The organism is Photorhabdus akhurstii (genome assembly GCF_019090985.1).
Lineage (GTDB): Bacteria > Pseudomonadota > Gammaproteobacteria > Enterobacterales > Enterobacteriaceae > Photorhabdus > Photorhabdus akhurstii.
Map to the genome: position 1 here is coordinate 2,832,624 of NZ_CP020335.1, position 14,806 is coordinate 2,847,429.

General features: G+C 39.8%; 7 protein-coding genes and 1 other annotated feature. Of the genes, 4 read left to right on the forward strand and 3 right to left on the reverse strand.

The annotated features are described in order from the left end of the window. Nucleotides 1-78: 78 nt before the first annotated feature. From B0X70_RS12375 to B0X70_RS12385, 3 genes are all read right to left on the reverse strand, one after another. Nucleotides 79-4,176, reverse strand: coding sequence for a Tc toxin subunit A-related protein (locus tag B0X70_RS12375; protein WP_217471625.1), 4,098 nt, complete (start codon nucleotides 4,174-4,176; stop codon nucleotides 79-81). Further along, nucleotides 4,169-7,720: a Tc toxin subunit A gene (locus B0X70_RS12380; protein ID WP_217471626.1), complete on the reverse strand. Its 3,552-nt coding sequence runs from the start codon at nucleotides 7,718-7,720 to the stop codon at nucleotides 4,169-4,171. The genes B0X70_RS12375 and B0X70_RS12380 overlap by 8 nt, the downstream gene beginning before the upstream one ends. Before the next feature lie 97 nt (nucleotides 7,721-7,817). Continuing rightward, the gene (locus tag B0X70_RS12385) at nucleotides 7,818-9,452 is read right to left on the reverse strand and encodes a glycoside hydrolase family 18 protein (RefSeq protein WP_217471627.1); all 1,635 of its coding nucleotides are present in this window, start codon (nucleotides 9,450-9,452) and stop codon (nucleotides 7,818-7,820) included. 671 nt (nucleotides 9,453-10,123) lie between these two features. Beyond that, nucleotides 10,124-10,224, forward strand: a sequence feature (Trp leader region). Nucleotides 10,225-10,252: 28 nt separating this feature from the next. Between B0X70_RS12385 and B0X70_RS12390 the strand changes: the two genes are divergently transcribed. Genes B0X70_RS12390 through trpCF form a run of 4 tightly spaced genes read left to right on the forward strand, consistent with a single transcriptional unit; the run spans nucleotide 10,253 to nucleotide 14,805 of the window. After that, nucleotides 10,253-11,848, forward strand: coding sequence for an anthranilate synthase component 1 (locus B0X70_RS12390; protein ID WP_217471628.1), 1,596 nt, complete (start codon nucleotides 10,253-10,255; stop codon nucleotides 11,846-11,848). Continuing rightward, on the forward strand, nucleotides 11,848-12,426 hold the full coding sequence (locus B0X70_RS12395) for a glutamine amidotransferase-related protein (RefSeq protein ID WP_040148654.1): 579 nt from the start codon (nucleotides 11,848-11,850) through the stop codon (nucleotides 12,424-12,426). The genes B0X70_RS12390 and B0X70_RS12395 overlap by 1 nt, the downstream gene beginning before the upstream one ends. A 13-nt stretch (nucleotides 12,427-12,439) precedes the next feature. Continuing rightward, nucleotides 12,440-13,438, forward strand: a complete 999-nt coding sequence (gene trpD, locus B0X70_RS12400; protein WP_214068076.1) for an anthranilate phosphoribosyltransferase — start codon at nucleotides 12,440-12,442, stop codon at nucleotides 13,436-13,438. Between the two features lie 2 nt (nucleotides 13,439-13,440). Continuing rightward, nucleotides 13,441-14,805, forward strand: a complete 1,365-nt coding sequence (gene trpCF / locus B0X70_RS12405) for a bifunctional indole-3-glycerol-phosphate synthase TrpC/phosphoribosylanthranilate isomerase TrpF (RefSeq protein WP_217471629.1) — start codon at nucleotides 13,441-13,443, stop codon at nucleotides 14,803-14,805. The last annotated feature ends 1 nt before the right edge of the window (nucleotide 14,806 follow it).

Here is a 14,806-nt window from a genome sequence, read left to right on the forward strand (position 1 = left end):
GAGGCTAATTTGAATGTTAATGATAACGAGTAAGAATTTTAAATTCAGATGACTGATTCATTTAATTCTTAATTCCCGTCATGCCAAATCTGGGTATTCCTTTTTCAATAATGCTTTAACAGCCGAGCCAAATGATGCAGACCCTTCTTGCGCGGTATATCGAATATGAAGGATCACATCGGTCAAACTGTCTAAATCCTGCGATGTATTGGTAAATTGGAAATTCCAACTTGAGCCTACCCCCACGCCCTCAAAGGGTAAGAAACGTTCATCATCGAAATTAAGCGTAAACATTCCACTGTCATTAATACCTGTAGATAAAGCGATTTGTTGATTTGGCTGGATGCTGCGGGCCGTATAAGGCGTTTCCGCACGAGTTCCCTCTTTCAACATTTTTTCAACGGTTTTAAGATCCGCTTTGGTCGTATAACTGCTCACACCTGACAAACTTAATTTAGCGCAAATATCTTCATAAGGCCCAATTAACATAGGCAGCGTCACTGAAACAGATTTAATCCGCCGATTAAATAAACCAGTATAATCTGGAACAAAATGTTTGGTTTCATCCAAATTAAACGTAATTTGGTTATGCGATTTCAAGGCTTGAAGTTTTGTATCCCACTCCTCATTCAATAAAGATTTAAGCGAAATCGTTTTGATAATTTCCAATTGACGTGAATTTTGCTCAACATAAGTGCGTTCCATGCGTTGCAAAGCCAATTTTAGATTTTCACCGACCAACAGCCCTTGATAGAGATCATTCCAACTCGCACCATCAATAAAATTCTGCTCGCCTAGCCCAAGCTCATATTGTAAAGAGGATTGTGCGGATAAGCACAATGAAGAAACAGCATCATAAGCCTGCAAATAGAGGCTTGAGATCTGGCTAATCATCCAGGTATATAAACTTTCATTAGTAAAACGGCTGGAGAAATAAGCCAACAATGCCTGAGATTGTTGTTGTTGCGCTTCAACTTGCGCCAAACGCTTACGCGCGGCACCGACCTGCAACTGCTGAATATTAATTTGCTGATCAATAGACTTTACTTCCCATTCAGCTTGTTTATATTGCAGTTCCCACTCCTGTCGGCGACGACGATAAGATTCAGAAACACTGAGACTATCAGCTTTAGTACTATCAGACTGATGTTTCAAAGTTGCTATTTCAGCAACAGCATTTAAAGCAGCCCCCCAATGTGATCCCCCAACTGCCAATCCATAAATATTGGGAACTAAATCCAGTGCCGCCGCAGCCGTTCTTGATACTTGTGACGCTAACAGAGCAGAAGATGCCTGAGCCTGTAATTCAATAACCTGCTGTTCCGTTGACGAAATATTTTCATCATAAAGACTTTTATAATGTTCGTACCGATCCTGAGCAGATTGTTTGCTCACCTGCAACGCATCAAGACTGGCCTGATTAATATTGATATCTTGTTGCTGAAGGTCAACCGCAAAACGGTAGAGATCATTATTCTGAACCATCTGGAATGATTCAAAACTCAAATTATCTTTCCGTTCCAACAAGCTTAATAATGTGCTACCAAATTGTATCAACGTATCGACACCCGATTTCGCCCGCGCCAACATCGGTTCAAAACGATAATTTGGTACTCTGAAATTCATTCTGCTGGCATTTCTGGCAGCAACTACTCGCTGATAACGCTGATTCATTAATCCACGAGGCGAAATTTTCGAATCATAAAGATCCATAGAAATTTCTTTACCATCCAGCGTTAAATTATGCCGTAAATTGTAAATCCGGTTTTCTATTTTATCCCACAGGGCCGTTAATTCTTCATTAATCGGTTTCATAAAGAGATCATTATCCAGCGCATGAATAGTTCTATCATGAACCACCGGGGCATAAGGCAGAGGATAACTTATCATCTCCAATGCACGTACCGCGCTGTTCTTCTTATATGATGCATCTTCAAGGGTTATTGGCTGCCAGGAACTGGCTAATTGGAGATCAGGACGCGCGCCTAATAATGAACTTGCCGTTGCATAGCTCAGACGCGCCAGCGTTCTGGCCGTTGGCTGTAGCTTGCGATATTCCATATCACCTTGATCAATAACATTCTTAACGTAGAAGTTAAAAATCGCTTTACGATAATGAATAGGTTCACTGGCAGAAATTGCATCAGGATCAGCCGGTTCTACCAGACTACGTAATCTCTTTGGCTCGTCAATTATCGGACGACTATTCCAATAACGTGGCTTATCTTGTCCCAGCGCCGGTTCGTCATTACTTTCAAAAGGATTAAAAATAAACTTAATCCAGCGACTGGCTTCCTCATAACGTTGTTCCACATTAAACCGCCAGGCCACCATAAATGGCATATGGAAGAATAATTCCCAAAAATAAATACCATTTGCCCCTTTAAGGTCGATAGGTTTTGAAACATTGCCGGTAATCGGCTCTTCATGAATATTTTGCGTTTCCCAACTGAGAACTTTGTCCAGTTTTTGACTCGCCTTACTAATTAATTCTTTTGCAAACAGGGTATTTAAACGAATTGCCTTGTCAGAATACCAACTTTCTAATGGTTCCTCTGGTTGCTCTTCTTTTGGAAATTGCAAATACTGAGTTTGTTTAGTCTGCTTAATTTGAACCTTATCACGAAGTAATTTCCCCACACTAAGTTTAGTCTTAATTCTACCAGCAATATCATCTCCAGTTTCCGACGGCAAACTAAAACCCGTAACAACCGTTACATCATTTCTATCACAACGGTTCAATGTCACACTCAGCTTTGGATCATAATCTTCTGGAGTAAGTATCTTATAATTCAGCCAACAGCGTTCACCCTTGCTATCTTCCAACCAAATACAATAAAGGATATTTTTGCTTCTGCTAAAATCATATTTATACGTTGAAGTGGACGTAAGATACATATTCAATGTCCCGTCAACATAAGTCGCATCCAGCTTGAAATCTTCTTTTTTACCCAATTGTCCTTCAAATGTTGGTGGTTCGGCTATCGGCCATTTCATATTATTATTAACGGGATAAAGCACCAATTGCTTATATTCGTCCGGCCCGCCATTCGCAGGTTCCCGGAAATAGAACCAAACTAAAGCAGCGCCATATGCATCCAGATCAGACAGCGTTGAAGTGGATTTAGGCAAATCCGTTGCTGCCATTAATAGATTGTCACATACATAAGTGAAAACTTCATCATAATCATAAGGCCCGGTCTTCTCATCTGTACCTTTTAAGCGCACAAATGCCACCAAAGCCAAGCGTTCAACATCTCCGGTACGATCGAGAACCGCAATCAACTCCTTCATAGAGTGGTCAAGTAAATCTTCTCGAACGGTAGTGCCGGTACTCCAGGTACCATCAAACGCTAAATGAGCCAAATTAAGCTTGGTACGATATTTAATGATTTCATCTTTACCTTGTTTTTCTTCAGAAACTTCAAACCAACTAATATATAACCGGTTATTTAAGATAATTGGACGAACAATACCGTTATATGCATTTTCTAATGGAACATTAATCAGCTTCCACTCACTCCAGGCGGTAGGATAAAGTTCATCAGTCTGATTATTACGCTGTTTGGCATCTAAAGTTCGCCAAAAATAACGGTAAGGTTGAGTTCGTGTTTTAGCAATGAAATAGACCTTATCATCGGCAATATCAATACCATCTTCGTAGCCGGCAATAACCTCTAAATTACTAACCTCTTCAAAGTTATTCAAATATCCCAATATCGCTTTCTGAGCAACATCATCGGTGAGCTTGCCTTGATTAAGCGCACTTTCAAGTTGAAAGAAGAATTCTGTTTTGGTTAAACGTAATGTGGGATCAATATAGACTTCTGGATAAATAGCCAGTTGTTGATTTGCCGCCCAATAACCATAACGATTAGCAAACTCCTGCCAATTATCTGCATCTTCCTGAGTCATCGATAAACCTGACTCTAAATTCAAAACAATACGGTTAATATATTGTTGTACAGATTGAGTAACATGTGCGACACGGGCTGTTTTTACTTTAGAAGAAACCTGAGTATCTAATAATAGAAAATCATATAAATCATCCACATTTTGAACTCTTTCACGCAAGGATTGAAAAGCGGTATCATGCGGCACAATCTGACCAAGATAATAATCAACTAACGCATCACGCAAATTTTCCTGTAATTTTGCTTCAATTAAATTAGACATTCTCATCATCTCCTTGCGCTTTTAATGCAGCCATTACCGCTTCCCCGATACTTTGGAAAGCTTCAAAATCTGAATTAACATCAAGTGCGCCAGCACCTAATAAAGGCTCAACGGACAAATTAGTTTTCACAGAAAATTGTTGCAATCGTCGTATCCAATCTATTTGGGATAAGGTCATTGCACGTTCTTTATCTAATCCTCCTTTCTTACAAGCAAGAGAAATTTCATCAGGGTCCCAATCTAAAATCTCAGCCAGTAATTGCGCACATTTATAATTGTCATCATCCTCTTCTCTTGTCTTCGGTGAAGTTTCACTATTAGCAAAAGTAAAATATTCTTGAATTTTATCCTCATTCTGTTTCGCATTTTCCAGTAAATCCTGATAGCGATTCAGCAGGAAAATTTCATCTAATGATAATGATATTTCCGTTGTTTCATCCACGTTTAAACCCAACCATTTAGGATTCGTCAGACGCAATAACAACAGATTATTACTTATGCTCAATGCATTAATTAATTGAGTATAAACTAACAGACTATAGGTCAGGTCCAGAAACTCTTTCTTAATATCTTCAACTTTTTCTGGCGTATTATCTAATACCAGTTTCAGTACTGAATAGACACTACTTCCTAACCAGCGCAGTTGTAGTGGAACAATATCCCTTGATACTCCATATTCTCCTGCAATAGCGCTAGATAATAGACTTTCTTGCGCGGTTTTAGCTTGCAATATGATCTGCACGACGATATTAATTTGATTATTATCTGGATTTATCTTCTTCTCATTTAAAATATCTTCAATCTTTTTCCGCAAAGATTCTTCATCTGTTTTTCCCCATACTAATGGGATATCTTTGATTAAACCGTTATTCTTATCAAAAACACCATTTTCATCTGATAGAATAGTCCACCAATCAATATCATTGATTTCTTGCCGATTAAAATCAGACTGTTGTAAACGCACATTATCAGTCAAACCATCGGAAATTCCCTTATAAAAGGTTAACATGCCACTTGTTGGCACCACGGGAAGCTGAGTTTTACCTAATAATAAGGAAAGTTTGATTGGTGTCAGCTTTGTTTTAGCCAACCAAGCAGTCAAAACCTCCATTTGAGCAATAACACTGAGAATGTCATCTTTCTGCTCATCTTTTTCTTTAAAGACCGGAATATTCGCCAAATATCCCTCTTCACCTGTCAAAATACCGGCTAGAATTAATCCATCCTCCGCAGAAAAACCAAATAATCGCGGAATAGTTACCAAGCAATAAAGTCTGGACACGACATCAAGATTACGCACCAATTTGCCAGAAGAGAGCTTCAATGCCTTCTCAACGATAGGCGCAATCACTTGAAACGTGGATAAAGAAATAGCTAACCCTGCACACAATTGTTTAACTGTTTTCGCGCCCTCTCCTTGATTTTCTGCATAGCTAAACTCTTTCCCATCCAGTATTAAAGGTTGGTCAAAAAGTTTAGACTGATTAAACAGTTGATCAAAAAATGGAATATTATTGCTGATAGCAAATGGCGTAACTTTATATATCCATCCAGCAAATGCTTCCGGTAATACTTTATATTGTGTTGATAAATGACGGAATAAACCTAATGCTCTTAATGTATTATTGGAAATAGTCAGATCGGTATTATTGGGTTCAGCTTTTATTGCTGAAATTATTAATAAATCAAGCTGATGATAAGGTAGCTCTAACCAACGCTGTAAACGAATAAAACGATTCATTCGATCATAACGAGAATCAGAAACTGCATCTATTTCTCGTCCAGAGTCCGTTCTCACAATGCTTAATGCGTCTAATTGCCCCGCATTTATATAAACACCACCATAGTGATAAGATGCAGGAAAGTGTTCTGACGTTTTCCCACTATCGAAAATAGGGTTAGAGAATAACACATTGGACGAAACTAAAGGCCGGAAATCACCACTACTAAACAAATGTTCGAGATCTGTCACTTTCGATCCTGTTTGTTGACCAAAAAATAGAACCTCTTTTAATTTCACACTGTCATCCGCGGAAAGGCCATAATTATCCTGGAAGAATTGTTCAGCTTCCGGCAATAATTCTGCTTGCGCAGTACCTTGTTTTGCAATCGCGAAGCGGTAAGTCATGGTCAGGAAGTTAATACCTTCAATATTTACAGCGGTATTATTTGTGCTTTCTTTGGGTACCGCAGCATAAACTGTCATTGCACCAAAGAAAGGGCCATTATCTAAATTACCAATTTCACTATTATCGCTTTCTACATACGTTAACTTTAATTGCCGACTAAATGGAGATGAATTATTAAATGGTTCCATCCTCGCTTTTACACGATTATAGGTCAGAACATTTTCACCACGAAGTTTAACTTTGATCGTCTCTTTCGCTTTATTTTCGCAAGTAATAATAATCTCGTCATAAGCTTTATCCACATTATCATTTAACGATGTCGGACCAGTAACATTACCATCAGCAAGAATAATATAAGCATGTTTTGAAATATCACGTTCAGGCAAGATTTCGGTTGTGCTGGTGCTGAAATAACTCTTAATAAGTTGTTCACGTGATAAAAAATTTTGCGCAAATGGGCTTTTCTCTGTCAGTAAAGTCATTTGCTCCTTACTCAATTGAGTATAAGCGAGCAAAGCCTGATCACGCTTTTCAGTTAAGATATGCCAGGGAAATTGCTGATCCACTTGCTGAATAATCGTGCCTAATTCTGTCCCTTCTTCGGCCAAACCTTTATTGATCTGTTGGGAAGGTAAACTATAAGGTAGTGTAAATGGAAAACGAGTCTCTCCCAAAACCTGATTAACCGGTTTATCCGCATGGCCCGTCTGATCAATATATTCCCTGGCACTTTTCGACAAAACATCATTCACAATAGAGATTGCTGTAATCTCTTTGTAAAGATTATCACTATTAAGTAATAAGTCAGGAATATCAGCGCGCCTTTGCTCTAATCCCACAGCACTATTGGAACCATCCAACTCTATTTGTTGTACAAACTTATAAAGATCAAGCAGGTAATTTACCGGACTATCAAGAGCCTCAATAGCGTCTGGCTGACAGAAATCATCCCAAGGTTCAGGAAATAAGTTGCTATAATCAGGCAACTTTTCTTTCTCATCAGTATTGTCACTAATATAAGTAGAATATCTTGCCTGACGACTCGCTTTTGTTAATGATGCGCCATCGTAATCTCTCAATTGTCTTTGCCGATAACTTTGTACCAATTGATTAGCCGCACTCACTGCTTTATCAAAAATTACCTCGGCATGACCTGATAAAGATTCGTTATGGCGTTTAATAAAGCGCTGTTTTGATACTTCAATAATATCAAAAATTGAGTTATACCCCAGACGTTGAAGTGTATTGAGTAGCGTGACAGTAGAATTGTCTTCCTTCTGTTCTGAGTTCGCCAACATATAACGTGTCGGCAAGATAGGTGATGCTGATGATTTTATCTCTGCCACCGCAGATAATAATGGCGATACTTTTGTTATATCCTGTTTTTCACGAGAAATGCTTTTATATTTATCCATTGTATTATTCCCAACCTAATTAATCGGAAACACCTGAATAGCACAGTTATAGAGACTATAACCACTTTAAATAATGAGATTTTTTTAACGCATAAATTCAATTTAATTTACAGGCTTCACACTGTTTCTCTTTCGGTTTATCGTAAGAAGGAAGATCACCTTCAAAATAGAACGGGTCCATTTTGATAACTTCTTTAATTGCTTTACGACCCAATCCTTCATGAGCAGCATTTGTTAATAATCCATTATCTTGATCGCCGCTCCAAATAAATAAGCCACCTAGCCCTTTTTCTTTAACATAACGACCTTTTTCTCTGACTGAGCGTGGCGTATCTAATGACATAAATACTTTGAGTTCTTTATTATAAAGATAATCAGCTTTCGCCACTGGATCATGGAAAACCGTATAGCCATTACGACCTATTTGATTTTCATAATCAACATAGTTATAGATAATATCTGTCCATTCAGTGACACTATTTTCAAAACTCCCTACCGTAGATGTTCCGTCAGTATATTTCCCAACCAGTTGTTCATTATTCTTACTCTCTAACTCCGCAGTTTTGGCACTACGTGTATAGCCAGAATAACCGATATAGATAAACTTCTTATTAATACCTAAAGAGATAAGATAGTTAACTGCATCATCGACTGAATATTTAGAATACTGGTCATCCTTATTGCGATAAAGATTGGTATGATGAGAAAGTTTTCCGTCACCCAATGTAAAGAAATCATAAGTCATTAAGTTGATTTCATTGACACCGGCCGCGATCAATTCTGGAATATGTGCTGCTTTAATTTTTTCTATATCAGCGGAAGCAGCAATACTAATTCCTTTTAAATTACTAATATTTGCATTTTTTAAATCCTTAATAAGCTCAGCAAAATACTTATAATCATCTTCATCAAATTGATTATTTTCCCCCGCAGAACCAGGATATTCCCAGTCAAGATCAATGTGGGTTAGCATGGGGAATCTGGTGTATAAATCTTTGACCCCTTCAACAAACCGTTGGCGCAGTTTCTCATCACGACAAACTTTATAAAAAGCACCACTCATTGACCAACCGCCAACACTGACAGAAATTTCCAGATCTGGATTTTCCTCCTTGAGTAAACGTAAACCGCCTAATACCCCCTGGGCTTTATCTTGTTGATATAAGTCTACAGGATTGCCTGCCCACTGAGTAAAACCACAATTAAGATAAGCTGCAACATCTGCCCAAGGATCAATTGGAATCGGTTTGCCTTCGTGATTCTCTAAAATATCTTGTTCAGCATCCCCCATTTGCCATCCATCTTTACCCGCCGCAGCAATGATGGTTGCTCTCTTATCCCCGGCATCTCCAATAATACCTGCAAAACTAAAGATGATTCTCTTAAACGGTTTTCCTTTTTCTTTATCGCCCTTAAAGCGCATTAAATCAGCACTTCTGCCACCATACTTTTTAAAATCATCTTCCGTTGCTGTGTCAACCAAACGCGCATCATAGATTGACCAATCAGATAAATAGCAGAAAACGCCAAAATCATCTTTCTCCTCGTAAGTATTAAAAACCGTTTTAGCAAGTCTTGTCGGTGTATATGATAATACGCCATCAGTTGTTTTAGGATCAAAACCATTTAACCGATAAGTTTTTTGCGCCGCGCCCTCTTCTGAATCCTTAACTTTATGTGGATCAGTTTCATACACCAATTGGCTATCTGCTTTTGGTTTATTTTCACTCATATCTCACTCCACTAGCGATACAATTGTTTAAACATCAGAGAGTTAAATCATGGCAACCCATGCCAGAATTAAGTAGAGTCTTATAAGTATTCAGAGTTAGAAACCATTCACCAAGAATACCTATAACGTATTGAATACAAAGAATTACATAGCTTTAACTTATAAAGATTTAAATTCTAAATAACACGATATGTTAGAGCCCTGAATATTACTTCTTACAGTAATATTAGCTAAACCTCTTTTTTTCATATACAGATATAAAAATTAACAGTCTCTTTTTTCCTTCGGCCTATTGACTCAAATAAAATCCAGCCAATTCTGCGTGTTAGTCAAAATCTGTTATCGTTAATATTCTTTTTTAATAAAACATGATTTATATATTTAACATTACTAAATATATATTATGACTATATTATAAAATGATAATATGCATTATTTGTGACAGTGAAGTAATAGTTTTATTAAAATTAAGAATCCTATAATTATTTTATTTCTAACTATTTTTTGTTACACCGTAACGAATGTGCGTACCAATTAACCTTTGCAAAAAATACTTGACACATAAATTACGATCCAGTTTACTAGTACAAGAGTGAGAAAGATATTGTCTTGTATACCATCTATTTATTAATACTAAAGAGGCACTGAAAATGGCTGCATGTATGACGTCTATCCGTTGGTGGCATAACTTCCCAGTAAGGGCGGTATGGTCACGCACATAAATCAACAGTGCCAAATTACCAAAACCCGCCTAAACAGCGGGTTTTTTTATATGCGTAACTTATTAACAGGACGAGAAAATGACGGATAAACAACCAAAAATCACAGTAATCGAGCAGGAAACAGCTTATCAACCCGATCCTACTCTGCTATTCAACCAACTCTGTGGTGAACGACCAGCAACTTTATTGCTGGAATCTGCGGAAATTAACAGCAAAAAAAATTTAAAAAGTCTGCTGATTATCGATAGTGCCTTACGTATCAGTGCCAACGGCAATCAGGTTACTTTTGACGCGTTGACCGAAAATGGCCGAAATCTATTACCCATTTTGGCCAACAAATTGGCCAGCAATGTCCAATCTGAAATGACACATGATGCTCTTCAAGTTACCTTCCCGCCAATTAATCACAATATAGATGAAGATAATCGCCTGAAAGAGGTATCCGTATTTGATGCACTGCGTGCCCTGCTTTCTCTGGCGGAAGAGCCATCACCATACAATTCATTTCCACACAATTCATTTCCATACAATACAGACGCAATATTTGTCGGCGGTCTTTTTTCCTATGATCTGGTGGCCGGATTTGAGCCATTACCAACCGTAAAAACCGTTCAACGCTGTCCTGATTTCTGTTTTTATCTCGCAGAAACATTATTAGTGATCGACCATCAGAATAAAAATGCACGTTTGCAAATCTCCCTTTTCAGTGATTCTCAAGCAGAAGAGCAACGCCTTAAACAACGATTGAAAACATTAGCGGCACTTATTACCGAACCTATTGAGCCGGTAAAACAGATCCCTCTGCCAGCCATGAAAGTTTCATACAATCGGGATGATAAAGCCTATGCAGAAATGGTGGCACAGTTGCAGCAATACATTCGTCAGGGAGATATTTTTCAAGTGGTGCCATCAAGACGCTTCTTTCTGCCCTGCCCGGCACCGCTTCATGCTTATCAAAAGCTTAAGCACCGCAATCCAAGTCCCTATATGTTTTTCATGCAGGACAAAGATTTCTGTCTGTTTGGCGCTTCTCCTGAAAGTGCACTTAAATATGATGCATCCAATCGCCAGATTGAAATTTACCCTATCGCCGGCACTCGCCCCCGTGGACGCAATGCGGCCGGCGAGCTGGATGCCGATCTGGACAGCCGGACCGAACTGGAGATGCGAACAGATCATAAAGAATTAGCCGAACACCTGATGCTGGTCGACTTGGCCCGTAATGACCTAGCTCGCATTTGTGAACCGGGCAGCCGCTATGTCGCTGATCTGACAAAAGTTGATCGCTACTCCTTTGTTATGCATCTGGTTTCCCGCGTAGTGGGAACATTACGCCATGATTTGGATATCTTTCATGCTTATCAAGCTTGTATGAATATGGGCACCCTTACTGGCGCACCGAAAGTACGCGCAATGCAGCTTATCGCTCACTATGAAAATGAACGCCGGGGCAGCTATGGTGGTGCTGTCGGTTATTTCACCGGCAAAGGAGATATGGATAATTGCATCGTTATTCGCTCTGCCTACGTGGAAGATGGCATAGCGACTGTTCAGGTTGGCGCAGGTATCGTGCTGGATTCCGAACCTTTAGCAGAATCCGAAGAGACTCGTAACAAAGCAAAAGCAGTCATTCGCGCAATTATTGAAGCTCATCAGGCAGAGGAGATTTTCTAATGGCAAATATTCTGCTACTCGACAACGTGGATTCATTCACCTATAACCTGGTCGATCAATTACGTAATCATGGTCATCAGGTGGTTATCTATCGCAATACCGTTGCAACTGAAATGATTATGCAGCAATTAAGCATGCTCTCTTCTCCGTTATTAATGCTTTCACCGGGGCCGGGTAAACCGTCTGATGCCGGTTGTATGCCTCAATTACTCCAACAAATCATCGGCAAAATTCCAGTGATCGGCATCTGCCTTGGGCATCAGGCCATTATTGAAGCCTATGGTGGAGAAATTTCTGCTGCTGATGAAATCCTACATGGCAAAGCTTCTCTGGCAGAACACGATAATCAGGCTATGTTCGCTAATCTGACAAATCCTCTACCGGTTGCCCGTTATCACTCTCTCGCGGGTAATAAAATTCCATCCGAACTGACTATTTCTGCCCGTTGTGGCGATACTGTTATGGCGGTTCGCCATAACGAACATAAGGTTTGTGGATTTCAATTCCACCCAGAATCAATTCTCACAACTCAGGGCGCTAAATTACTTGAACAAACTCTGGTCTGGGCACTAAATTAAAGGGGAGATGAAAATGCAGGCTATTTTCAACAAATTGTTTAATGCGCAGACACTGACGCAACAAGAAAGCCAGCAACTATTTGCAGCCATTATTCAAGGAGAATTAAGTGAATCACAACTCGCTGCTGTACTTATCAGCATGAAATTACGCGGTGAACAACCTCAGGAGATCGCCGGCGCAGCCCAAGCATTACTGGCAAATGCCCTGCCATTTCCACGGCCGGATTACACTTTCTGCGATATCGTCGGAACAGGCGGTGATGGCGCGAACAGCATCAATATTTCAACCGCCAGTGCCTTTGTCGCCGCGGCTTGTCAGATTAAAGTCGCCAAACATGGTAATCGCAGTGTTTCCAGTCGATCAGGTTCTTCTGATTTGTTGGCAGCGTTTGGTATCGCCCTTGATGTCAGCGCGGAATGTGCCCGTAGCGCATTGGATGAAATCGGCATCTGTTTCCTATTTGCACCACAGTATCATCTTGGATTCCGCCATGCGATGCCGGTACGTCAACAACTGAAAACCCGGACGCTATTCAATATATTAGGTCCTCTGATCAACCCGGCTCGTCCACCACTGGCTTTAATTGGCGTCTACAGCCCTGAACTCGTTGGACCTATTGCCCACACCTTACAGGTTCTCGGCTATCAACGGGCGGCGGTTGTTCACAGCGGCGGTATGGATGAAGTCGCACTGCATGCGCCAACGAAAGTTGCAGAACTTAATGATGGAGAAATTATCCATTATCAATTAAATGCTGAAGATTTTGGTTTACAACATCATCCAATATCCGCATTAAAAGGAGGTTCACCAGAGGATAATCGTGAAATGCTCAGTTTATTGTTACAAGGGCGAGGCAAGAAAGCGCATGCTGATGCCGTTGCGGCTAACGTTGCCCTGTTAATGAAAATTCATGGACAGGAAAATTTACGTCATAACACCCAACAAGCTCTCGAAGCCATTCACAGTGGCCGAGCTTATGAACGAGTCATAGCACTTGCAACAAGGAGTTAATCATGCAAGCCACAATTTTACAGAAAATTGTTAATGATAAAGCCGAATATCTTATTGATCGCAAACAACAGCAACCATTGGAAGGTTTTATTGATGCCGTTGTTGCCAGCAATCGTCATTTTTATCAGGCGTTAAGTAGTGAACAGACGGTTTTTATTCTGGAATGTAAAAAGGCATCTCCTTCTAAAGGCATTATTCGTCAGGATTTTGATCCCATTCAAATAGCGAAAATTTATCAGCCTTATGCTGCCGCCATCTCTGTATTAACTGATGAAAAATATTTTCAGGGTAGCTATGAATTTCTTCGCTTAGTCAGTGATACTGTTCACCAGCCGGTATTGTGCAAAGATTTTATTATCGATCCTTATCAAATTTATCTTGCCCGTTATTATCAAGCCGATGCAATTTTACTGATGCTGTCTGTTCTTGATGATCAGCAATATATTGCGCTGTCTGAACTTGCGCATAGCCTGAATATGGGTGTACTGACGGAAGTCAGTTCAGAGGAAGAGCGAGCCAGAGCAGTGGCGCTAAAAGCTAAAGTGATAGGTATCAATAACCGTGATCTGAGAGATCTTTCTATCGATTTAAACCGTACCAAGCAACTTGCGCCGCAGTTACCGGAAGGAACAATTGTTATCAGCGAGTCAGGCATTCACCAACATCAACAAATTCGTGATCTTAGTCATTATGCTAATGGCTTTCTCATTGGCAGCGCTTTGATGGCCCAATCCAATCTAGACTTAGCATTACGTCAACTGATTCTGGGGGAAAATAAAGTCTGTGGGTTAACGCGTCCACAAGATGCTAAAGCAGCATTACAGGCAGGTGCTGTTTATGGTGGTTTGATATTTGCTGAACATTCACCACGTAATATTAATATTCAACAAGCCCAACAAATTATCAATGCAGCAAATCTCAAATATGTAGGGGTATTTCAAAATCAATCATCTGCATTCATCAGTCATACCGCCCGTACCCTTTCTCTGGCTGCGGTGCAATTACATGGCGCAGAAGGCGAAGTTTATATTACGGAACTGCGAAAAACACTGCCTGAAAATTGTCAAATCTGGAAGGCAATTGATATGTCGAAAGAGGCATTTCACGTCCAAGCCGAAAATGTTGACCGTTATTTACTTGATAACGGCAAAGGTGGAACCGGCCAAAGTTTCGATTGGCAATTACTTGAAAAGCAATTACTCGCCAATGTCATGCTAGCCGGTGGATTAAATGAAGAAAATTGCCAACAAGCGGCAAAATATGGCTGTTGCGGACTTGATTTTAATTCTGGCGTCGAAAGCGCCCCCGGCATTAAAAGCAGTCATAAATTAAATAAAGTGTTTCAGCTTCTACGCTGTTACCAGTAAG

What these genes read in the sequence shown, in the direction of transcription:
- B0X70_RS12375 (WP_217471625.1), bottom strand. Translation starts at nt 4,176, where the DNA reads ATGTCTAATTTAATTGAAGCAAAATTACAGGAAAATTTGCGTGATGCG.
- B0X70_RS12380 (WP_217471626.1), bottom strand. Translation starts at nt 7,720, where the DNA reads ATGGATAAATATAAAAGCATTTCTCGTGAAAAACAGGATATAACAAAA.
- B0X70_RS12385 (WP_217471627.1), bottom strand. Translation starts at nt 9,452, where the DNA reads ATGAGTGAAAATAAACCAAAAGCAGATAGCCAATTGGTGTATGAAACT.
- B0X70_RS12390 (WP_217471628.1), top strand. Translation starts at nt 10,253, where the DNA reads ATGACGGATAAACAACCAAAAATCACAGTAATCGAGCAGGAAACAGCT.
- B0X70_RS12395 (WP_040148654.1), top strand. Translation starts at nt 11,848, where the DNA reads ATGGCAAATATTCTGCTACTCGACAACGTGGATTCATTCACCTATAAC.
- trpD (WP_214068076.1), top strand. Translation starts at nt 12,440, where the DNA reads ATGCAGGCTATTTTCAACAAATTGTTTAATGCGCAGACACTGACGCAA.
- trpCF (WP_217471629.1), top strand. Translation starts at nt 13,441, where the DNA reads ATGCAAGCCACAATTTTACAGAAAATTGTTAATGATAAAGCCGAATAT.